The organism is Rhodococcus sp. SJ-2 (genome assembly GCF_053750035.1).
The window spans coordinates 3,310,408-3,330,790 of sequence record NZ_CM132340.1 but is presented as its reverse complement, the minus strand read 5'-3'; the positions used below and the strand labels follow the sequence as shown (position 1 = coordinate 3,330,790).

Genomic DNA, 20,383 nt, shown 5'->3' with positions numbered 1-20,383 from the left:
GGGCTCGTCTGCTGCCATAGCGAACAGGTTATTCCAGGCAACCACGACCGGTAGCGTTCGCCGCCGATCACGTTCACCCGAGCGTCATCCCAGTGCCACCCACCACGGCTCGTCCGCCCGCGACCGCGACACATCGACGCGCTGTCCCGGCATCGGCACGGCGGTCACGACACCGTCGGCCTGCGCGGCGGGCAAAAGCCGGGAGATCGGCTCCGACCACGCGTGGAACGCGAGGTTGAACGTTCCCCAGTGCACCGGCACGAGAAGGCTGTCGCGGCGCTCGGTTCCGCCGAGGTCGAGATGGGTGCGCACCGCCTCTTCCGGATTCATGTGGACGTCGGGCCACCGGGAGTCGTATGCCCCTACGGGCAGCAGCGTCAGGTCGAACGGCCCGTACTTCTCACCGAGATCGGCGAAGCGGCGGGTGTAACCGCTGTCGCCGCCGAAGAACACCGAATGGGCCGGGCCCGCCAGCACCCACGACGACCACAACGTGATGTTGCGGTGCAGGCCACGACCTGAGAAGTGGCGGGCCTCGGTGCACGTCACCTTCAGCCCGCCGATCTCGGTGTGCTCATCCCAATCGAGTTCGACGATGCGTTCCTCGGGCACCTGCCACCGCCGCAGGTGCGCTCCCACCCCCAGTGGCACGAGGAATCTGGCCCGAGGCTGCAACGCCGCGAGCGTTTCCACCGTGAAACGATCGAGGTGGTCGTAGTGGTCGTGCGAAATGACGACCGCATCGATCGGCGGCAGCACCGACAGTTCGACCGGCGTGCGATGCAATCGCATCGGACCGACCGTTGCCGAAGGTGACACTCGGTCGCTCCACACCGGGTCGGCGAGCACCCGGTATCCGTCGATCTCCACGAGGACACTCGAATGCCCGAACCACGTCACCGCGAGTGGCGCGGCCTCCACCGGCGCCACGTACGGGGCGAGTGGGACCTCGCTCAGCGGTTTTCCGCGGGATCCGCGGGCGAGCAGGTCTTTGACGAACCCACCGCCGGCGTCCGGACCGAGCATCTGCGCGGGATCGGTGTTGTGGAACCGGCCCTCCCGGTACTGCGGCGATCCGGCCGCGTACGGGCGGATGTCGGATACCGACGCACCGATCGAGGTGGGTAGCCCCTGGGCCGCTCGTGCCAGCCACACCAGTCCCGCGCCCGCTGCAGCGGAGGACGCCATTCGCCCGATGTTCATCGGCCGCGGAAGATCGGGTCGCGACGTTCGGCCCGCGCCTGGCGCGCTTCCTGCGCGTCCTCACTGAGCCACGCCGCGGCGGCTGCCGCCTGCTGTTCGGCGGTGGGATCGCGGCGGGTGCCGTCGTCATTGAGGAACAGCTTGTGGGCGTGCATCGACAGCGGCGCAAGTTTCGCGATTTCCTGCGCCCACGTCTGAGCGGTGGCCAGATCACCGATCTTGTTGGCCAGGCCGTACGCGAGCGCGTCCTCGGCCTCGATCGCCTCACAGGCGAGCATCACCGTGCGGGCCCGGCCACCGCCGACGAGCGACGCGAGCCTGCGGACTGTCCACCGGTCCACTGAGATGCCCAGCTTCGCCGCGGGCACCGCGAACCTCGCGCCGGGTGCCACAACGCGGAGATCCGACGCGAGCGCCAGCTGTGTGCCCGCACCGATTGCCGGACCGTTGACGGCGGCGATCACCGGAATCGGCGCTTCCACGATCGTGCGGAGCAGCTCGGCGAGGCTGTCGGTGAATCCCTCCGCGTACACATCGCCGGACAGATCGGCGCCCGCGCAGAACGAACTGCCGCGTCCGGTGATCACGACGACCCGCGCATCGTCCTCCGCGGCTTTCTCCACGGCCTCGCGGATTTCCACGCACAACTGTGTGGTGAGGGCGTTGCGACGCTCTTCACGCTGCAGTTCCACCGTGACGACGTCGCCGTCGCGATTGATTCCGATCATCTCTACCCCATCCTCTCGGTTTCGAGCCTCCGCATTCTCCCACCCCTCGGCGTCACCCGTTCGAGTCGATGACAATCGTCTCTGGACCCGGCGGCGCGGACAGCGAACAATGGGGGCCAGACCGGACCGGTCATACAAGCGTGGGAGCAATCATGAGCACCCGGATTCCCGATTCCGACGTTGTGCGGATGGCCGTGGATCTCGCGTGCCGCGCGCCGTCGGTGCACAACAGTCAGCCGTGGCACTGGCGATACGAAACAGGATCGCTGCACCTCCACGGCGACTCGACACGGATGCTCGGATCGGTCGATCCCTCGGGCAGGCAACTCGTACTCAGTTGCGGCGCGGCGCTGCATCACCTGCAGGTCGCATTCACAGCCCTGAAATGGTCGACCGACGTTCGGCACCTCCCCGAGGGTGCGCACTCCGACCATCTGGCCACCGTGCGGTTCGGGCACGGTGCCCGTCCCGCCTCACACGACTTCGATCTCGTTGCAGCGATCAGGCGACGCTACTCGGATCGACGACCACTCGGAGCACCCGACAACACCACGACACTCGACGTGGTAGCGAGCGCCGGGCCCGGCGACGCCTCTGTGACGGTCCTGTCTCCGGAGGCACGGGCAACCTTGGCCGACGCGACCGCACGCAGCGCCGCTCTCCGCCGTTACGACACCTCGTATCAGCAGGAACTGCACTGGTGGGCAGGTCACACGACGAAGGCCCTCGGCATTCCGCCGGAGGCACTGGTGACCACCGAGCAGCATCGCCGGGTTGATATCGGACGTAGTTTTCCCGCGGGGAACAGAACTTCCCCGGCCGATGCGGCCGGTCAGGTCGACGCTTCGACGGTCCTGCTCGTCAGTACCCCGACGGACGAGCGGCGCGCGTGGCTGGCCGCGGGACGGATGCTTTCGGCACTGCTCCTCGAAGCAACAGCGCACCGTCTGGCCTCGTGCCCCCTGACCCACGTGACCGAGCTTCCGGGTAGTCGCGAGATCATCGCCGGGCTGGCACCCGATGGCGGTTGCCCCCAGGCGCTGATCCGGATCGGGACGGCCGTACCCGAAGGCAGGCCTGCGCCGACGCCGCGGCTCCCGACCGAAGCAGTGTTGTCCATGGCGCACGGTCGACGCTGAACCGAGTTCGCTTCGGACAGAACGGGCATCACGCCTGTTCGACGACCGCCTCGTGGCCCCGGTCCTCCTCCGCCTCGACCGGGCCGGTGAACTGGCTGATATACAACTCGTAGTAGGCGCCGCGGGCCGCGAGCAGTTGCTCGTGGTTGCCCTGCTCGACGATATGACCGTCTTCCATGACCACGATGACGTCGGCATCGCGGATCGTCGAAAGCCTGTGCGCGATGACGAAACTCGTCCGGTCGGTGCGTAGTGTCGCCATCGCCTGCTGGATCAGCAGTTCGGTGCGGGTATCGACGGAGCTGGTTGCCTCGTCGAGGATGAGGACCACCGGCTTCGCGAGGAAGGCCCGTGCGATCGTGATCAGCTGTCGCTCCCCTGCGCTGACACCGCCGCCTTCTTCGTCGAGCATCGTGTCGTACCCGTCGGGCAGGGCCCGCACGAAGTGATCGACGTGGCTCAGCTCAGCGGCTTCGAGAACTTCCTCGCGAGTTGCGGTCGGATCGCCGTAGGCGATGTTCTCGTAGATGGTGCCGCCGAAAAGCCACGAATCCTGCAGGACCATCCCGGTGCGTTCGCGTAGATCGTCGCGGGTCATGCGCTGCGAATCCACTCCGTCGACGCGGATCGTTCCCGAGTCGACGTCGTAGAACCTCATGATGAGGTTGACGAGGGTGGTCTTGCCTGCGCCTGTCGGCCCCACGATCGCGACCATGTGTCCGGGTTCGGCCACCAGCGACAAGTTCTCGATGAGCGGCTTGTCGGGTACGTAGCGGAACGACACGTCGTCGAAGTCGATACGTCCGCTGTTCGTCGACGGGGTCTGTGGGTCGGCGGGGTCGGCACTTTGTTCCTCGGCATCGAGGATGTCGAAGATCCGCTCCGCGGAGGCCACGCCACTCTGCAGGAGGTTGACCATCGAGCCGATCTGGGCGAGCGGCTGGGTGAACTGACGCGAGTACTGGATGAACGCCTGCACCGATCCGAGGCTGAGCGAGCCCGACGCGACCTGAAGCCCACCGACGACTGCGACCGCGACGAAGTTCAGGTTGCCGAGGAACATGATGGTCGGCTGGACCAGACCGGAAATGAACTGGGCGCGCCAGCTCGAGTCGTACAGCTTGTCGTTGCGGGCGTCGAACTCGTCCTCGACCTCCTGTTGCCTGCCGAAAGCCAGCATCAGTTCATGCCCGGTGAACGCCTCTTCGACCTGTGCGTTGAGCTTGCCGGTCGACGACCACTGCGCGGAGAAATGCGGCTTGGAACGCCGGGCGATCAGGACTGTCGCGACGATCGACAACGGGATCGCCACGAGCGCGATCACCGTGAGCAGCGGGGAGATCGACAGCATCATGATGAGGATCGCAACGACGGTGAGCACGGAGTTCAACGCCTGGGAGACCGTCTGCTGCAGGCTCTGCGACAGATTGTCGAGGTCGTTTGTCACCCGGCTGAGCAGATCGCCACGCGGAGTCGTGTCGTAGTAATGCAGCGGCAGACGGTGGACCTTCTCCTCCACGTCGCTTCGCAATCGCCGGATGGTGCCGACGACCACGATGTTGAGCAGATAGGCGCCGACCCACGCGAGCAGCGCCGAGCCCACATACAGAGCGAGAACGGTCAGCAGCACCTGCCCGACGGCGGTGAAGTCGATGCCCACACCGGGGGTGAGATCCATCGAGCCGACCATGTCTGCGAACGTGTCCTGACCCCGTGCGCGAAGGTCGGCGACCGCTTGGTCCTTGGTGGTGCCTGCGGGGAGCATCCGGCCGATGACACCGTTGAAGATCAGGTCGGTGGCGTGGCCGAGGACCCGCGGGGCGATCGCCGTGAGGATCACCGATCCGACGGTCGCGGTCAGGATCACGATCATGAAGCCGCGATACGACACGAGAAGGTGCAGCAGCCGCTTCATGGACGGAACGAACGAACGGGGCTTCTGCGCCGGGGCGCCCAGCGGCTGCCTGCCGCCAGGGCCTGTCACGACCGGTCCTCGACGGCGAGCTGCGATCGTACGATCTCGGTGTATGTCTCGCACGAGTCGAGTAGCTCGTCGTGCCGCCCCAACCCGGTGATCCGTCCGCGATCGAGCACCACGATCTGGTCGGCGTCGATGATCGTCGACACCCTTTGCGCAACGATGATCACCGCCGAGGTGGTGGTCGCGGGCCGCAGCGCGGATCTCAGACGTGCGTCGGTGGTCAGGTCCAGCGCCGAGAACGCGTCGTCGAACAGGTAGATCGACGGCCGGCGGACGAGGGCCCGCGCGATCGCCAGGCGCTGCCGCTGACCACCCGACACCGTGGTGCCGCCCTGGGCGATCGGTGTATCCAGCCCCCGGGGCATTGCGCGGACGAACTCTTCGGCCTGCGCGATGCGCAGCGCTTCCCAGACCTCGTCGTCGGTCGCCTCCGGCTTCCCGTAGCGCACATTGGATGCGACGGTGCCGGAGAACAGATATGCGCGTTGCGGCACCAGCCCGATCTGCGCCCGCAGCACATCGGGGTCGAGGTGCCGGACATCGGTGCCGCCCACCAGGACAGCCCCGTCGGTGACGTCGATCAGGCGCGGCACCAATCCGATCAGGGTCGTCTTGCCGGACCCCGTCGATCCGATCACCGCCGTGGTGGTGCCGGGTTCGACACCGAACGTCATTCCGTCCAGGACCGGACTGTCGGCGCCGGGATAGCGGAACTGCGCGTTTCGGAATTCCACGGTCGCCGGATCGGTAGCGAAACCGGTCGCCTTCGCCGGCCGCACCACCGATGTCTCGGTGGCGAGGACCTCACCGATCCGTTCCGCGCACACGGTCGCGCGCGGAGCCATCATCGCGAGGAACGATGCCATCATGACCGACATCATGATCTGCATGACGTAGCTGATCATCGCGGTCAGTGCGCCGATCTCCACGGCGCCGTCGGATATCTCGTGCCCGCCGACCCAGATGATCGCGACGATGGTCACGTTCGTGATTCCCATGACCACGGGGAACATCAACGCCATCATGCGTCCGACCCGCAGACTCGCGTCCGCGAGCTCGTCGTTGGCGACCTCGAATCTGTCGGCTTCGTACCGTTCCCTGACGAATGCCCGCACCACGCGGATCCCCGTGATCTGCTCGCGCAGGATCCGGTTGACGCTGTCCAGCCGGGCCTGCATCACCCGGAAGCCCGGGACCATCACCCGGATGATCAGGGCCATGGTGACGCCGAGAATGGGCACCGCCACCACGAGCACCCACGCCATGGGGGCAGCGACGTGAATTCCCATGGCGATCCCGCCGATACACATGATCGGCGCTGTGACCAGGATGAACGAACTCATCACCAATAGAAGCTGCACCTGCTGTACATCGTTGGTGGTGCGAGTGATCAACGACGGCGCACCGAACGCGCCGACTTCACGCGCCGAGAAGGTGTTCACCCGGTGCAGCAGGTCGTGGCGGAGGTCGCGTCCCACGGCGAGCGCACCGCGGGCACCGAAGTACTGGCCGTACATCATGCAGACCAGCTGCACGAACGCCACCGCGAACATCCAGCCGCCGATACGCAGGATGTAGTCGGTATCGCCTTTGGCGACACCGTTGTCGATGATGTCGGCGTTGAGCGTGGGAAGATACAGCATCGCGACCGTTGCCACGAACTGCAGGATCACCACCGCCACGACGTTCACGCGGTATCGCGGCAGGTAGGTGACGATCAGGCGGATCAGCATGACATCATCACCTCCACGACACTAGCGGGAGCGATCATGATTCGACCAGAGAATTTCTCCGGTCGAACTAGGTGACGAGCCCCTCTCCGATCAACCACTCGTACGCGACCTCGGACGGCTCCTGCCCCTCGATGTCGACGCGGGCGTTGAGGTCCTGCAGCACGTCTTCGGTCAGTCGCGCAGACAGCGTGCCCATGAGTTCGGCGATCTCCGGATGCGCTGCCAGAATCTCTCCGCGCACCACCGCGGTCCCGCTGTAGGGAAGGAAGAAGCTGCGGTTGTCCTCGAGGACCACCAGGTCGAGGTTCCGCACCCGGCCGTCGGTGGTGTACACCATGCCGAAATTGCAGGGCTCGGCCGACGCGGTGGACATATAGATCACGCCGGTGTCCATCCTGGTCACATTTCCGGCGGGAACACCGTTCGGATCATTGAACGGGATCCCGTATGCCTCGAGCATCGGAACGAAACCATCCGGCCGACTGAAGAACTCGTCGTCCACGCAGAAGGTGCGCTCACCGACCGGCAGGCTCGCGATGTCTTCGAGACGCCGCACACCGAGTCGCTCCGCGGTCGGAGTGGATGCAGCGAACGCGTAGGTGTTGTTGAAGTTCGCCGGCGGCAGCCATTCGAGATCGTATTCCTCCTTCTCGATCTCACGGACCCGCTCCCACAATTCGTGCGGGTCGACGATCGTCTCGGTCTGCCCGTGGTAGTTCACCCACCCGGTGCCCGTGTACTCCCAGACGATGTCGACGTCACCGTTGAGCAGTGCCTGACGCGACGACGCCGATCCCGGTGCACCCGTGAGGTCGGAGACGTCAGCGCCCGCGGCGGCAAGGTAGGTGGCTGTGATCTTGCCGAGGATGACACCCTCGGTGAAACTCTTGGACGAGACGACCAGCGACGCTCCGGCCAACGGTTCGCTTCCGTCCGGGAGGGTGGCTTTCCGGAACGTGCCCGACGAACTGACCAGACCGCACGCGGCAAGAGCCACCGCGCACACCACGACCACGAGCACGCGGGCACCGTGCAGAATCCGCGTCACGAGAGGCCTCGCGGTGTTGCGACGAATTCGACGAGCCTGCCCAGCCAATCGATGATCAGTGCCAGCAGGGCCACGAGGATCGCGCCCGAGATGAGCAACGCTGGAAGGAACAACGTGACTCCGGTGGTGATCAGTGTTCCCAGACTCGCGGCCCCGATGAAGGTGCTCAGCGTCGCGGTTCCGACGAGAATGACCAGAGCGGTCCGAATACCGTTGAGGATGATCGGCACTGCGAGCGGCAACTCGACACGCACGAGAGTGCGTGCACTGGAGAATCCGATACCCCGTGCCGCCTCGATGACTCTCCGATCCACCTGGCGCAGACCGACGATCGTGTTCTGGAGGATCGGAAGGATCGCATACACGACGAGACCGATGACCGCGGTCCGGAATCCGGTGCCGAGCCACATCGTGAACAGGACGAGCAATCCCACTGCCGGGGCGGCCTGCCCGACGTTCGCCGCATTGACGACGACCGGGTTGAGCCATCGCATCGAGTCGCGGCTCAGCAGGATCCCGAGGGGCACGGCGATCACGATCACGATGATCGCCGCCACCACCGTCAGCACGATGTGGTCGACGATGGTCGCCCTCAGGTTGTCCCACCCGAGGGCCGCCTGTTCGGTTTCGGTGAACGACGAAGTCAGATACCAGTACAGATAACCCGCGCCGACCACAACGATGATCAGTGGCTCGAACCAGACGTCCACCGGTACCCGCCGCGCGGAGATCACGAATCCTCCCGGTGCTGGTCCTCGTCGTGTGAGACGTACGAGGGCTCTTCGTCGTCCGATCTCACCTCGGCGGTGTGGGCACGGATCACCGCCATCACCGTGTCGATGCGCAGCGCACCCCGCATCACGCCACGGCCGTCGGTGACGAGGACTCCACCCTGGCTCGCGGCGAGCATCGAGTCGAGCGCGTCGTTGAGCGTCGACGATTCGCTGACCACCGGAAGTCTCGCGTCGATGTAGTCGGAGATCTGTGGTTTTGTGGCGATCTCGGCGAGGGTGGGCCACGCGCGCGGCCTTCCGCGTCCGTCGACCACGACGATCCAGTCGTGGCCCGCAAGACGGGCGCGGTCCGCCACTTCTCCTGCGTTCTCTCCGACCGACGCGGTGACCACCTGTTCGTAGTCGACGTCCCGCACTCTCGTGAGTGTGAGCTGCGCGAGAGTGGCACCGGATCCGACGAACTCCTCGACGAAAGGGGTGGCGGGGTCTGCGAGGATCTCCGCGGGGGGCGCGTATTGCTCGATACGTCCGCCTTCGGACAGGATGAGCACCTTGTCGCCGAGTTTGGTCGCTTCCTGAAAATCATGTGTGACCAGGACGATTGTCTTTCCCAGCTCCTGCTGGATGGACAGGAGGCTGTCCTGCAGGCGGGCCCGGGTGAGCGGGTCCACCGCCCCGAACGGCTCATCCATCAACAGCACGGGCGGGTCGGCCGCGAGGGCTCGGGCAACACCGACGCGTTGTTGCTGTCCGCCGGACATGTCCCTGGGGAGACGGTCGGCGTAGGTGCCCGGATCGAGGCCCACGAGTTCGAGAAGATACTCGGTGCGTTCAGCGATCTCGGTGCGATTCCAGCCGAGGACTCGGGGGATCGCGCCGATGTTCTTTGCGACGGACCAGTGTGGAAAAAGCCCGCCCGACTGGATGACATAGCCGATCGACTGCCTGAGCCGGTCGGGATTCTCGTCGGTGACGTCGCGGTCGCCTATGAGAATGCGGCCTTCGGTCGGTTCGATGAGCCGGTTGATCATTTTCAAAGTGGTGGTCTTGCCGCATCCGGACGGCCCGACGAAGGCGACGATGTCGCCCGCTTCGATATCGAGGTCGAGGCGCTCGACGGCGGGCTTGTCTTGTCCGCGATAGCGTTTGACCACGCCGTCGAGCCGTATCGAAGTGCCGGTGATGCGCCGGTCTGCCATCAGAGTCCCTTCGAAACGGTCAGGCGTCCGAGCAGTACGAGCAGTGCGTCGAAGACCAGAGCCACGAGGATGACGAGGATGGTCCCGGTCAAAGCCATCTCCACGGCGTTGGTTCCGCCGAGGCGAGCCAGTCCGTTGAAGATCAGCGATCCCAGTCCAGGACCGAGCACGTAGGCGACGATCGCGGCCACTCCCACGACCATCTGGGTCGAAACGCGGATTCCGCTGAGAATGACCGGCCACGCGATCGGCAGTTCGACGAATGCGAGAATCCGCCATCGTGCGAGGCCGATTCCCCGTGCCGATTCGATCACCGCCGGAGACACGGATCGCAGCCCGACGACGGAACTGCCGATCACCGGCATCGCCGCGAAGAATGCGAGCATCACGAACGACGGGGTGACGCCGAGCCCGAACGGAATGATCAGCAGCGCGAGCAGTGCGAGCGACGGGATGGTCAGCGCCACCCGGCTGCCGGTGAGCGTGAGCGAGGACATCACCGGCAGCCGATAGACGGCAACACCGATCGCCAATGCGACGACACTGCCGACCAGGACGGTCTGGAACGCGAGGGAGGCGTGCTGGTAGGTCAGGAACAGCAGAGTCTGCTCACGGCCCTGTATATAGCTCCACAGACTCACGGCATTCCTCTTGTCGTTCGTGTCGAAGCCGCCTCGGGGTACCGATGAGGCGCCATCCGCACAAAGCTAACGGCAACGAAGCGCGTGCGTGGGCAGTTCGCGTTGTTCGCCCGGCGGAGATCGAATCACTCGTCCTCGTCGGCGCGGGGACGACCGGGCTTGCGGATCCGTCCCGCGGCACGCGGCATGCGCCCGGCGTCGGTCAGAGCTCGACGCAGGACGAACTCGATCTGCGCGTTGGTGCTGCGCAACTCGTCCGAAGCCCACCGCGCGAGCGCGTCGTGAACCGCGGGGTCGAGCCGCAACAGCACCTTCTTACGTTCGGCCATGCCGTTGTTCCTACTGGTAGAGCGAGCCCGTGTTGACGACGGGTTGTGCATTCTGGTCGCCGCAGAGGACGACGAGCAGATTGGAGACCATCGTGGCCTTACGTTCCTCGTCGAGTTCGACGGTGTTCTCGGCGACGAGTCGGTCGAGCGCACTGCCGACGATCGTGACGGCGCCCTGGACGATCTGTTCGCGCGCGGCGATCACGGCACCGGCCTGCTGACGACGCAGCATCGCCTGAGCGATCTCCGGTGCGTACGCGAGCTGGTTGATGCGCGTCTCGATGATGCGGACGCCGGCGGACTGCACACGCTCGTGGACCTCCTCCGACAGCCTGGTGGTGATCTCGTCGGCGTTCTGACGGAGCGACATCACCTCGGTGGGACCGTCGTACGGGTAGCTGCCTGCGATGTGACGAACGGCGGCTTCGGTCTGGACTGCGACGAATTCTTCGAAGTCGTCGACATCGAAGACTGCGCGGGCGGTGTCCTCGACCTGCCAGACGATGATGGCGGAGATCTCGATCGGGTTGCCGTCGGCGTCGTTGACCTTCGCCCGCCCCGTTTCGTGGTTGCGGATGCGGGTGGTGATCTTACGGCGCGAGTTGAGCGGGTTCATCCACAACAGGCCGGGTTCGCGCAGCGTGCCCGAGTACGACCCGCCGAGCAGCTGCAGGACGCGGGCTTCGTTGGGTTCCACGAGCACCAGACCTGCGAGGGCCACTGTCGCCACGACGAAGATCACGGCACCGGCGACGATCAGGGGTACAGCGACTTCGATCGCGCCCCACACGATCAGTCCGATCGCAGCAAGGTCGACGACGAGGCCTGCGACGAGCACGGCCCAGCCGTTGTACGAGCGGCCCGGTCGCTCGACCGTAAATGTGTCCGGTGTGTCCATGAAGTTCCCTTCCGATACCTTGACGATATTAAAGTGATATCACATTATCGGCCGATGTGGGATCACGAATCCGGCGTTACGGACGTCGAACCGCCTCCCTGCACAGTTGCCGCGCACGTCCCCGCGCCGCGGGGCATCATTGAATACACGGGAACCGACCGGGAGGGGTTCGATGACGCTCGAGGACACCGCCGCCGACACGAAGGCCGTCGACGTCGTCGTGATCGGCGCCGGACAGGCCGGGCTCTCATCCGCCTACTACCTACGTCGATTCGGCGTCCGCCCCGAAACCGGTTTCGTCGTCCTGGACCGCTCCTACGGACCCGGAGGAGCGTGGCAGCACCGATGGCCGTCGTTGACGCTGAGCACCGTCAATGGAATCCATGATCTTCCCGGGTCACCGTTCGAGGACATCGTCGGTTCCGAGACCGGTCTCGTACCCGCATCCACTGCGGTGCCGGAGTACTACGCGGACTACGAGGCGCGATTCGATCTGCCGGTCCACCGCCCGGTCCGAGTGACGGTGGTCTGCGATCGCGGCGACCACCTGCGCATCGAGACCGATTCGGGGATCTACACCGCCAAGGGCATCATCAACGCCACCGGAACCTGGGAACATCCCTTCGTCCCGTGGTATCCCGGTGCCACCCGCTTCCGCGGTCGTCAACTGCACACGAAGGACTATCGCTCCGCGGACGAATTCATCGGCAAGCACGTCCTGGTCGTCGGCGGCGGGATCTCGGCGGTGCAGTTGCTCGACGAGATCTCCCGCGTCACAAGAACCACCTGGACGACCCGACGCGAACCCGCTTGGCGCAACGAAGAGTTCAGTCCCGAGATCGGTAGAGCTGCAGTCGCGCTCGTCGAAGACCGCGTGCGGCGCGGTATGCCACCCGGCTCCGTCGTCTCCGTCACCGGCCTACCCGTCACCCCAGCGATCCGAGCCGCACGCGAACGCGGCGTCCTCGAACGTCAGCCCATATTCTCGGAGATCACCGAGACCGGCGTGCAATGGCCCGACGGGGCACAGCTCGACGTCGATGTCATCCTGTGGTGCACCGGATTTCGCAGTTCCCTGGACCACCTTGCACCACTGGACCTGCGCAACGCGGGCGGCGGGATCACGTTGACCGGCCGACTCGCGACCCAGGTCGAGGGTGATCCCCGGATCCACCTGGTCGGTTACGGTCCGTCGGCGTCCACCATCGGTGCCAACCGTGCGGGGCGCGCAGCGGCTCGCGAACTCGTCGACCATCTGGAGACGGAGGCGCACGCGACGTGACGGGGCGCGGGGGGTCGACGCTACTGGTGGCGTTCGTCGCCACCGCGAGCCTGCTCGTGAGCGCACCCGCCGTCGTCGAGGTCGGATCACCGGCCCCCGTGCCCGTCGCAGCACCCGCGCCGCCACCTCCGCCCCCACTGTCGTTCGACGAACTCGCTACCCGGACCGAATCGGTGGTGGTCAACATCGACGCGAGCCGAGGGTGGAGCGGGGTCGCGGGTACGGGCATCGTCCTCACCCCCGACGGCGTGACGCTGACCAATCATCACGTCGTGAGCGGCGCCACCGAGATCACCGCGGTCAGTCCCGCGACCGGGCTGATCTACGACGTCGCCGTCACCGGCTACGACCCCACCCGAGACATCGCGGTCCTGCAACTCGGCGCGGCGCACGACCTGCCGGTCGCCACCCTCGCCGACACGCCACCCGAAGTCGGATCCCTGGTCACCGCCTTCGGTAATGCCGACGGCGGTGGCGTCGTCGTCGCAGCACCGGGCACCGTCGTCGCCCACGACCGCAACGTCGTGGTGCGTGATTCGACCGACGGATCGCGCCACCGGCTCACCGGCATGCTCCAGACCGACGCGGCAATCCGTCCCGGCGATTCCGGCGGGCCCCTCGTCGACGAGTTCGGTGTGGTCGTGGGGGTCAATACCGCGGGTTCGGTCTACCGCGACCCGTCGGAAACCATCGGGATCGACACCGGCGGGGCACCCCCCGAGGCGTACGCGGTGCCGATCAGCGAAGCACTCGACGTGCTGGAGCAGGTGCAAAGCGGGGTCGGATCCGAGACCGTTCATGTGGGCCCCACCCCGCAGCTCGGCGTCAGCGTCACCACTGCTCGCTCCGACGGTGGCGACCGGGGCGCCGAGGTGCTGTGGGTCTCGTACGGCTCTCCCGCCTACCACGCCGGCCTCGAAACAGGCTTTGTGATAATCGCTTTCGATGGCGCGCCGGTCTCCTCCACCAACGATCTCGAGGACGCGCTGCGTCGGCATCGGCCGGGCGATCGGGTGCGTGTCGAATGGATCGACGAGGCAGGAGTTTCAGGCTCCACCGACCTGACGCTCGAGTCGGGGCCCGTCCGCTGACACCCGATCGAGCATGCAGTTCACGTCGCATTCTTCGAGAGGAGGCGACGAAAACTGCACGCTCGACGACGAAAATCGGTTGCCGATCCCCGTCCGACCGGCCGACACTACGGAAGGCAGGACGGAGGAAGAACGTGCACGACACTACCGCGCGATGGGCACGCGGGCCGGCTCGTCCATTCCGGTGGCAGCAGTACCGGGCACTGGTACTCGCGTTGTCGCTGGGAATGCTCGCGGCGGGCATGTGGCTGATCGCGCTGGTGTGGCAGGTGATAGAGCTCGGCGGCGGACCCGCCCAGCTCTCACTGGTCGCGACCGGTCCGGCAGTCGGCATCGTGCTCACGAGCCTCGTCGGCGGTGTGCTCGCCGACCGGATACCGCAGCGACGGATTCTGCTCGCCGCATTCATCGCACGGGCCGCGATCGTGGCGATCGTCGCGGTACTCGCACTGACCGATCGGGTGACGTTCTGGCATCTCGCGGTCGCAGGCTTCGCTGTCGGCCTCTCGGAAGGATTTCACTACCCGGCCTATTCGGCTCTACTACCGTCGATCGTTCCCCCACAAGACCTGCTGGCCGCCAACGGAATCGAAGGACTACTCCGCCCGGTGTGCATGCAGGCCGCGGGGCCCGCGCTCGCAGGCACAGTGGTCGCGTCGATCTCGCCGGGCGCGGCGCTGGCCGCGGTCGTCGTGTTGGAGGTCGCCGGAGCGCTGTGCCTGCTCGCGGTGCGGCCCACACCGGTACGCCGCGATCTACCGGTCGCGAACGGCCATCCGTTACGTTCGGCCACCATGGATCTCGTCGAGGGATTTCGCTATATGACGCGGACCCCGTGGCTACTCGGCACGCTCCTGTTCGGATCGATGATCGTGCTCGTCCTGACAGGTCCGATCGAGGTGCTGATCCCGTTCGTCGTCAAGGACATCCCCGGCGGCGGGCCGGGCGCCCACGCGATCGTCCTGGCCGCGTTCGGCGTGGGAGGCGCCGTGGGCGCGCTGACGATGGCCTCCACGCGGCTACCTCGCCGCTATCTGACGGTGATGATGCTGATGTGGGGAGTCGGGTCGATTCCGCTCGTCGTCGTCGGATTCGCCGATTCGATCGTGCTGATCGTCGTAGCCGTGTTCGCCGTCGGAGTGCTGTTCGAAGCACCCACCGTGCTCTGGGGGACGCTGCTGCAGCGGCGTGTGCCGCCGCATTTGCTGGGCAGGGTGTCGAGTCTGGACTTCTTCGTCTCGCTCGTGTTCATGCCGCTGTCGATGGCGGTAGCGGGCCCGATTGCACTCGCAGTCGGTCTGGTACCTGCATTCGTGCTCGCCGGTACGGTGCCCATGGTCGTCGCGCTCGTCGTGATCGTCGTGGCGCGCATGCCACGCGACGAAATCGCGAATCCGCTGGATGTCCAGGTGGAGAGCGGGCACTCCCCCTCCGTCGGCGGCGCTACGCAGCCGCAGACGGCGCAGTAAGCTCCGACGACATCACCGCCGGAACCCAGGAGACGCCATGCCTGCACTGCTGCACCTCGATTCCTCCGCCGACCTGCACGCCTCGGTCTCCCGCGGCCTGACCGCGCTGTTCGCCGACACGTGGCGTTCGCTCGGCGACGAGCACACAGTGCTCGTGCGAGATCTGCACCGATCGCCGCTGCCCCACCTACCCGACGCCGGTCTGCACTACGCAGCGCGGTTGCGTACCGGTGCGGAACGGCCGGATCCCGAGGCCGAGGCGTTGCAGGCCGCGCTGATCGAGGAGGTCACGAACGCGGACGTCGTCCTGATCGGTGCGCCGATGTACAACTGGTCGATGCCGTCCACACTCAAGGCGTGGATCGACTACATCCACGTGCTCGGCACCACCGTGCCGTTCGACACCCCGGACGCACCGCTGAAGGGCAAGCCCGCGGTGATCGTGTCGAGTCGAGGTAATACGTACGCACCCGGCACCCCCGGCGAGGGCACCGATTCGGTGATCCCGCCGCTCCAGCAGACGCTGGGCGAATCACTCGGCATGTCGGTGTCGGTGGTAACGGCGGAACTTACTCTCGCCGAAAGGATTCCACCGATGTCCCCGCTCGCCGGGCAGGCTGCGGAGAGCCTTTCCGCCGCACAGAATGCAATCCGAGAGCTTGCCACGAAGCTGGGCTCCTGAACGTCTAGCCGAATCGGTGGGTGGTCTGGCCGTGCGGCTTCTTCGCGAAGACCAGCACCTTCCGGGGCGGGATCCGAAACACCCAGGCGAACTCATCGGCGATACCGAAGCCTCCCTCTCCGACCTCGAAGCGCCATGCTTCGCCGTATTTGGCGAAGTACGCGGCGGCGATCGCGGTGAGTGCGTCGTGGTCGGTGACACGATGGGCTTCCCCTTCGAGCACCACGTCGACGCCGGCATCCCAGTCGTTGCGTCCGGTGGTGACTGCGATGCGGGGATCCTCCACAAGATTGAGTGCTTTCTGTTCGCCCGGGCCGACCGTGAGGTGGAAGGCGCCGCCGTGCCACACGCCGACGAGCGGCGCCACGTGTGGCCGACCGGTCGTGTGGATCGTGCTCACCCAGTACAACGGCGCCGACGCGAACAGGGCCTCCGTCTCGGGCCACGACGTGGGTTCGGCGCCGGGTTCGCCGTAACGGACGTCAATCGTGGTGGTGACTGCAGCTGTTGTCATACCTGTACTGACCCGCGCCGGACGGCGAACTCATCGCGACGGCGATAATCGTGGGGTGAGCGCAACCCTACGAATCAGCGACCTGTCGGCCTCCCGCGGTGAACGCACCTTGTTCGACGGACTGAACCTGACGGTCGCGCCCGGCGACGTGATCGGGCTGGTGGGCGCGAACGGCGCAGGCAAGTCGACCCTGCTCACGACCCTTGCAGGTACGGGAAGCGCCGACGTCACCGGTTCCGTCACGTTGAGCCCGCCCGATGCGACCGTCGGGTACCTCGCGCAAGAACCCGAGCGGGTGCCCGGAGAGACCATCCTCGCGTTCCTGGGTCGCCGCACCGGCGTCACCGACGCCGAGAACACCATGAATGCCGCAGCCGAAGCGCTGGGCACCTCCGACGTCGACGACTACACCCCCGCACTCGAACGATGGCTCGCGCTCGGCGGAGCAGATCTCGCGGAGCGGGCCGAGAAGGTCGTCGCCGACCTCGGCCTCGATATCGGCCTCGATGCCCCGATGGAGGGTCTGTCCGGAGGACAGGCCGCCCGCGCCGGACTGGCAGCGCTGTTGCTGTCGCGCTACGACGTGCTCTTGCTCGACGAGCCGACGAACGATCTGGATCTGGCCGGCCTGGACCAGCTCGAGCGGTTCGTCGCGGAGACACGGAACGCGCTGATGGTCATCAGTCACGACCGAGAGTTCCTGGCGCGGACGGTGACAGGAATCGTCGAACTCGACCCTGTGCAGCAACAGATCTCGGTGTACGACGGGGGTTACGAAGCGTATCTCGTCGAGCGCGAGGTTGCGCGAAGGCACGCGCGGGAACAGTACGACGAGTACGCCGACACCAAGTCGGCGCTCGAGGATCGCGCACAGATGCAACGCAACTGGCTCGAACACGGCGTGCGCAATGCCCGGCGCAAGACGAAGGACAACGACAAGGCCGGACGGAAGGTCCGTGCCGAATCCACCGAGAAACAGGCCGCGAAGGCGCGGCAGACCCAGCGGCGGATCGAGCGCCTCGAGGTGGTCGAGGAACCCCGAAAGGAATGGGAACTGCGCATGTCGATCGCGGCGGCGCCGCGCAGCGGCACCCTGGTCGCGTCGCTCGACGGTGTGGTTGTGACTCGGGGCGGGTTCACGCTAGGTCCGGTCACCACCGAAGTCGAATGGGGCGACAGGATCGTCGTCACAGGACCGAACGGCGCGGGAAAGACCACCCTGCTGCGTCTGCTGCTGGGCGCGCTCACCCCGGACGCGGGTCGTGCTGCACTCGGATCCGGTGTGCTGGTGGGCGAAATCGACCAGGCGCGTGGACTATTCGAAGGCAACGAGCCGCTGGTCGAAGCCTTCGGTGCACACGTGCCCGAGTGGCCGGATGCCGATGTCCGCACACTGCTCGCGAAATTCGCGCTCAAAGGTCATCACGTGATGCGGCCGGCGTCGTCACTGTCACCGGGCGAACGCACCCGGGCAGGTCTCGCCCTGCTCCAGGCCCGCGGCGTGAATCTGCTGGTGCTCGACGAACCCACCAACCACCTCGACCTTCCCGCAATCGAACAGCTCGAGCAGGCCATCGAAAGCTTCGAGGGCACCCTGCTGCTGGTGACCCATGATCGGCGGATGCTGGACACCACCCGCGCAACGCGCAGGTGGAAGCTGGAAGACGGAGAACTGAGCGAGGAGTTGCTGTAGATGGGTGGAAGTGTTCGGGTCGACAGCTGGACGTGGTCGGTGCGGTTGTTCAAGACCCGCTCGGCAGCGGCGAGCGCATGCCGGGGCGGGCACGTGCGCGTCGACGGGGTCACCGCGAAGCCGTCGACCCCCGTCACGATCGGTACCGAAGTGCGGGTTCGCGTGCACGGCATGGAGAAGATCGTCGAGGTCGCGCAGCTCGTGAACAAGCGGGTCGGTGCACCGATCGCGGCGACGGCGTACATCGATCACAGCCCTCCCCCGCCGCCGAAGGAGGTTCTCGCGTCGATTCCACGTCGTGACCGCGGCGCAGGACGGCCGACGAAGAAGGAACGTCGTGAGATGGAGAGGCTTCGCGGCTTCAACGAGGATTGAGGGTTGTCCATCAGTTGCCGCCTTACGCCGGCGTGGGTGTACCGGCTCCAAAGCGGTGTCGAGCGCGGACTCTCCTCGCTTGCGCGCTGGAGGGCGGGAACACACTGCGTCGGTCGGCGGCAATCATTTCCGCGGTGGTCGAGATGTAGACACCCACTTACCCGATAGTTGCCATACCGAGGATGTACGAGAACGCGGTCTCGTTGAATAGCGCGGTCACCAGGAAGAACACCGAGACAGCGGCCGAACCCCACACCGCGGCGGTTGGAATCTTGTGCGAACGGGGTGACGGATCGATCGAGTTTCTGTTCGTACCCGAAACGGCCGTTGACCCGGACGCCAGAATCGCCTGACCACGGCGAGACAGTGGGGCAAAGAGCTGCTTGCTCAGGTGGTGCTGCGCCGAACGAGCAGCATGGTCAGAGCTGCCGCCACCTCTGTGGGGTTCTGCGCGAACGGTTTGGGGAGGAGTTCATCGACGCGAGCAAGCCGACGATCGATCGTGTTGCGATGGGTATACAACCGCTCGGCCGTGCTCGTCCGGTTGAGACCTTCCTCGACATACGTGAGTACCGTCTGATGCAGGACGGGACTGGCGTCGAGGAAGTCTCCGAGGACATCGACGACGAATCGGTCGCCTGCGGCGAGGTCCGCGGAGAGCAGATCCACGAGGTGGACGTCCTCATACCGCACGACCGACATACTGGAGCCCAGTCGGGCCAGAAGACGTTGTGCTGCAGCGGCATCCATGTGGGTGCGCCGGAAGCCGGGCACGCCCCTGGCCGATCGGCCCAATGCAACGCGGACACGTCGCCGGCCCCGGAGCCGTTCAACCAGGACCGAGGCCGGTGGCGGCGTCTTCCCCGGAATCCACAGCCATAACGCCGCCGTGCCCGCGGCCACGGTGAGGCGACGGTCGGCACCGCACGCGCGCATCACTTGCTCGGCGGCGCGCTCCAGCAACGAGACGTCTTTCTCGGAGTCGACCCAGATCACTGCCCCGATATGCGATCCGGTGAGCGCGTACCCGAGTTGGGCCTCTGCGTGCGGCGTCGTGATGTCCGCGCCTTGAAGGAGCAGCTCGACGGTGGCGTATCGCTGCAGCTGCGGTCCGCCGGCGAGCTCCTCCCGGATCCGCCGCACGTGCTCGCCCAACTCCGCCATGGAGTCGTCGGTGAACGTCGTCAGAGAGTTCCCGGAGATCTCCGTCAGTTCACGAAGCTCGTCCAGATCGTCCGTCGAATCGAAGCACGCGGTAAGCCACCAGTGCCAGCACACACGCTCAGCGCCCCGCCACGCTTCGATCTCGTCGGCGACGAAACCACGCAGCACAACGTCACGCGCATAGGTACGGATCTCGCTACCGCCGATCGGAGCCACCCGCCGACCCGGGTGCGCGATGTTGAACGTGAGCCAATGATCGAGCAGAGAAACGACCAAGCGCGCGTCGGCGGCCGCGAGCACAGGGTCGTCGGCGATCATCCGATACTCCGGAGCGCTGACGGACGCCGCGGTGACCGCGGTGACGATCTCGCCGGACCGCGCAAGCATCCGTTCGGCCAAGTCGCGGATCAATCGCTCGACCGGCTCCGAGGGATCCGACCACAGCGGCTCAGGTGTCGTCATGCCCGCAAGTCTCCTCGG

General features: G+C 66.1%; 19 protein-coding genes. 7 read left to right on the top strand and 12 right to left on the bottom strand.

Translation table 11 applies throughout. From position 1 onward, the window contains the following. Positions 1-84: 84 nt before the first annotated feature. Together ACSYG9_RS15620 and ACSYG9_RS15615 are read right to left on the bottom strand one after the other, a co-directional pair. Complete coding sequence (locus ACSYG9_RS15620) at positions 85-1,203, bottom strand: MBL fold metallo-hydrolase (RefSeq protein WP_440123438.1); 1,119 nt, start codon at positions 1,201-1,203, stop codon at positions 85-87. Beyond that, entirely contained in the window at positions 1,200-1,931 is a 732-nt protein-coding gene (locus ACSYG9_RS15615) for an enoyl-CoA hydratase (RefSeq protein ID WP_440123437.1), read from the bottom strand. Before ACSYG9_RS15615 ends, ACSYG9_RS15620 begins: the two co-directional genes overlap by 4 nt. 152 nt (positions 1,932-2,083) lie before the next feature. Here ACSYG9_RS15615 and ACSYG9_RS15610 point away from each other — a divergent pair, with 152 nt between their 5' ends. Next, positions 2,084-3,070, top strand: coding sequence for an Acg family FMN-binding oxidoreductase (locus ACSYG9_RS15610; RefSeq protein ID WP_440123436.1), 987 nt, complete (start codon positions 2,084-2,086; stop codon positions 3,068-3,070). 28 nt (positions 3,071-3,098) lie between these two features. Here the strand turns inward: ACSYG9_RS15610 and ACSYG9_RS15605 are convergent, their stop codons facing one another. The 8 genes from ACSYG9_RS15605 to ACSYG9_RS15570 all read right to left on the bottom strand — a co-directional run bounded on the left by ACSYG9_RS15605 (position 3,099) and on the right by ACSYG9_RS15570 (position 11,633). Further along, positions 3,099-5,054, bottom strand: a complete 1,956-nt coding sequence (locus tag ACSYG9_RS15605) for an ABC transporter ATP-binding protein (protein WP_454839052.1) — start codon at positions 5,052-5,054, stop codon at positions 3,099-3,101. Then, positions 5,051-6,784 carry an ABC transporter ATP-binding protein gene (locus ACSYG9_RS15600; protein ID WP_454839051.1) on the bottom strand — a complete coding sequence of 578 codons (1,734 nt, stop codon included), beginning with the start codon at positions 6,782-6,784 and terminating at the stop codon, positions 5,051-5,053. The genes ACSYG9_RS15605 and ACSYG9_RS15600 overlap by 4 nt, the downstream gene beginning before the upstream one ends. Before the next feature lie 67 nt (positions 6,785-6,851). Further along, on the bottom strand, positions 6,852-7,832 hold the full coding sequence (locus ACSYG9_RS15595; RefSeq protein WP_454839050.1) for a glycine betaine ABC transporter substrate-binding protein: 981 nt from the start codon (positions 7,830-7,832) through the stop codon (positions 6,852-6,854). Then, the gene (locus tag ACSYG9_RS15590) at positions 7,829-8,566 is read right to left on the bottom strand and encodes an ABC transporter permease subunit (protein ID WP_440123432.1); all 738 of its coding nucleotides are present in this window, start codon (positions 8,564-8,566) and stop codon (positions 7,829-7,831) included. Before ACSYG9_RS15590 ends, ACSYG9_RS15595 begins: the two co-directional genes overlap by 4 nt. Further along, positions 8,563-9,765 carry an ATP-binding cassette domain-containing protein gene (locus ACSYG9_RS15585; RefSeq protein ID WP_440123431.1) on the bottom strand — a complete coding sequence of 401 codons (1,203 nt, stop codon included), beginning with the start codon at positions 9,763-9,765 and terminating at the stop codon, positions 8,563-8,565. Before ACSYG9_RS15585 ends, ACSYG9_RS15590 begins: the two co-directional genes overlap by 4 nt. After that, positions 9,765-10,406 carry an ABC transporter permease subunit gene (locus ACSYG9_RS15580; protein ID WP_440123430.1) on the bottom strand — a complete coding sequence of 214 codons (642 nt, stop codon included), beginning with the start codon at positions 10,404-10,406 and terminating at the stop codon, positions 9,765-9,767. The genes ACSYG9_RS15585 and ACSYG9_RS15580 overlap by 1 nt, the downstream gene beginning before the upstream one ends. Positions 10,407-10,531: 125 nt before the next feature. Continuing rightward, on the bottom strand, positions 10,532-10,735 hold the full coding sequence (locus ACSYG9_RS15575; RefSeq protein WP_440123429.1) for a hypothetical protein: 204 nt from the start codon (positions 10,733-10,735) through the stop codon (positions 10,532-10,534). Between the two features lie 10 nt (positions 10,736-10,745). After that, the gene (locus ACSYG9_RS15570; RefSeq protein WP_454839049.1) at positions 10,746-11,633 is read right to left on the bottom strand and encodes an SPFH domain-containing protein; all 888 of its coding nucleotides are present in this window, start codon (positions 11,631-11,633) and stop codon (positions 10,746-10,748) included. A 172-nt stretch (positions 11,634-11,805) separates the two neighbouring features. Here ACSYG9_RS15570 and ACSYG9_RS15565 point away from each other — a divergent pair, with 172 nt between their 5' ends. The 4 genes from ACSYG9_RS15565 (at position 11,806) to ACSYG9_RS15550 (ending at position 16,157) form a co-directional block, all read left to right on the top strand. After that, on the top strand, positions 11,806-12,915 hold the full coding sequence (locus ACSYG9_RS15565) for an NAD(P)-binding domain-containing protein (RefSeq protein ID WP_440123427.1): 1,110 nt from the start codon (positions 11,806-11,808) through the stop codon (positions 12,913-12,915). After that, positions 12,912-14,006: a trypsin-like peptidase domain-containing protein gene (locus tag ACSYG9_RS15560; protein ID WP_440123426.1), complete on the top strand. Its 1,095-nt coding sequence runs from the start codon at positions 12,912-12,914 to the stop codon at positions 14,004-14,006. The genes ACSYG9_RS15565 and ACSYG9_RS15560 overlap by 4 nt, the downstream gene beginning before the upstream one ends. Positions 14,007-14,233: 227 nt before the next feature. Next, the gene (locus ACSYG9_RS15555) at positions 14,234-15,475 is read left to right on the top strand and encodes an MFS transporter (protein WP_454842966.1); all 1,242 of its coding nucleotides are present in this window, start codon (positions 14,234-14,236) and stop codon (positions 15,473-15,475) included. Positions 15,476-15,512: 37 nt separating this feature from the next. After that, the gene (locus ACSYG9_RS15550) at positions 15,513-16,157 is read left to right on the top strand and encodes an NAD(P)H-dependent oxidoreductase (protein WP_440123424.1); all 645 of its coding nucleotides are present in this window, start codon (positions 15,513-15,515) and stop codon (positions 16,155-16,157) included. 4 nt (positions 16,158-16,161) lie between these two features. Here the strand turns inward: ACSYG9_RS15550 and ACSYG9_RS15545 are convergent, their stop codons facing one another. Continuing rightward, positions 16,162-16,671 (bottom strand): pyridoxamine 5'-phosphate oxidase family protein, encoded by a 510-nt coding sequence (locus ACSYG9_RS15545; protein ID WP_440123423.1) that lies wholly within the window; start codon positions 16,669-16,671, stop codon positions 16,162-16,164. A 55-nt stretch (positions 16,672-16,726) separates the two neighbouring features. On the opposite strand from ACSYG9_RS15545, the gene ACSYG9_RS15540 reads away from it, so the two are divergent. Together ACSYG9_RS15540 and ACSYG9_RS15535 are read left to right on the top strand one after the other, a co-directional pair. Further along, positions 16,727-18,364, top strand: coding sequence for an ATP-binding cassette domain-containing protein (locus ACSYG9_RS15540; protein ID WP_440123422.1), 1,638 nt, complete (start codon positions 16,727-16,729; stop codon positions 18,362-18,364). Continuing rightward, entirely contained in the window at positions 18,365-18,739 is a 375-nt protein-coding gene (locus tag ACSYG9_RS15535; protein WP_440123421.1) for a S4 domain-containing protein, read from the top strand. A gap of 387 nt (positions 18,740-19,126) precedes the next feature. Here ACSYG9_RS15535 and ACSYG9_RS15530 read toward each other — a convergent pair whose 3' ends face one another. Continuing rightward, the gene (locus tag ACSYG9_RS15530) at positions 19,127-20,365 is read right to left on the bottom strand and encodes a helix-turn-helix domain-containing protein (protein WP_454839048.1); all 1,239 of its coding nucleotides are present in this window, start codon (positions 20,363-20,365) and stop codon (positions 19,127-19,129) included. Positions 20,366-20,383 lie beyond the last annotated feature (18 nt).

What these genes read in the sequence shown, in the direction of transcription:
- ACSYG9_RS15575 (WP_440123429.1), bottom strand. Translation starts at nt 10,735, where the DNA reads ATGGCCGAACGTAAGAAGGTGCTGTTGCGGCTCGACCCCGCGGTTCAC.
- ACSYG9_RS15550 (WP_440123424.1), top strand. Translation starts at nt 15,513, where the DNA reads ATGCCTGCACTGCTGCACCTCGATTCCTCCGCCGACCTGCACGCCTCG.
- ACSYG9_RS15570 (WP_454839049.1), bottom strand. Translation starts at nt 11,633, where the DNA reads ATGGACACACCGGACACATTTACGGTCGAGCGACCGGGCCGCTCGTAC.
- ACSYG9_RS15555 (WP_454842966.1), top strand. Translation starts at nt 14,234, where the DNA reads ATGCTCGCGGCGGGCATGTGGCTGATCGCGCTGGTGTGGCAGGTGATA.
- ACSYG9_RS15530 (WP_454839048.1), bottom strand. Translation starts at nt 20,365, where the DNA reads ATGACGACACCTGAGCCGCTGTGGTCGGATCCCTCGGAGCCGGTCGAG.
- ACSYG9_RS15600 (WP_454839051.1), bottom strand. Translation starts at nt 6,784, where the DNA reads ATGCTGATCCGCCTGATCGTCACCTACCTGCCGCGATACCGCGTGAAC.
- ACSYG9_RS15620 (WP_440123438.1), bottom strand. Translation starts at nt 1,203, where the DNA reads ATGAACATCGGGCGAATGGCGTCCTCCGCTGCAGCGGGCGCGGGACTG.
- ACSYG9_RS15545 (WP_440123423.1), bottom strand. Translation starts at nt 16,671, where the DNA reads ATGACAACAGCTGCAGTCACCACCACGATTGACGTCCGTTACGGCGAA.
- ACSYG9_RS15535 (WP_440123421.1), top strand. Translation starts at nt 18,365, where the DNA reads ATGGGTGGAAGTGTTCGGGTCGACAGCTGGACGTGGTCGGTGCGGTTG.
- ACSYG9_RS15610 (WP_440123436.1), top strand. Translation starts at nt 2,084, where the DNA reads ATGAGCACCCGGATTCCCGATTCCGACGTTGTGCGGATGGCCGTGGAT.
- ACSYG9_RS15615 (WP_440123437.1), bottom strand. Translation starts at nt 1,931, where the DNA reads ATGATCGGAATCAATCGCGACGGCGACGTCGTCACGGTGGAACTGCAG.
- ACSYG9_RS15565 (WP_440123427.1), top strand. Translation starts at nt 11,806, where the DNA reads ATGACGCTCGAGGACACCGCCGCCGACACGAAGGCCGTCGACGTCGTC.
- ACSYG9_RS15585 (WP_440123431.1), bottom strand. Translation starts at nt 9,765, where the DNA reads ATGGCAGACCGGCGCATCACCGGCACTTCGATACGGCTCGACGGCGTG.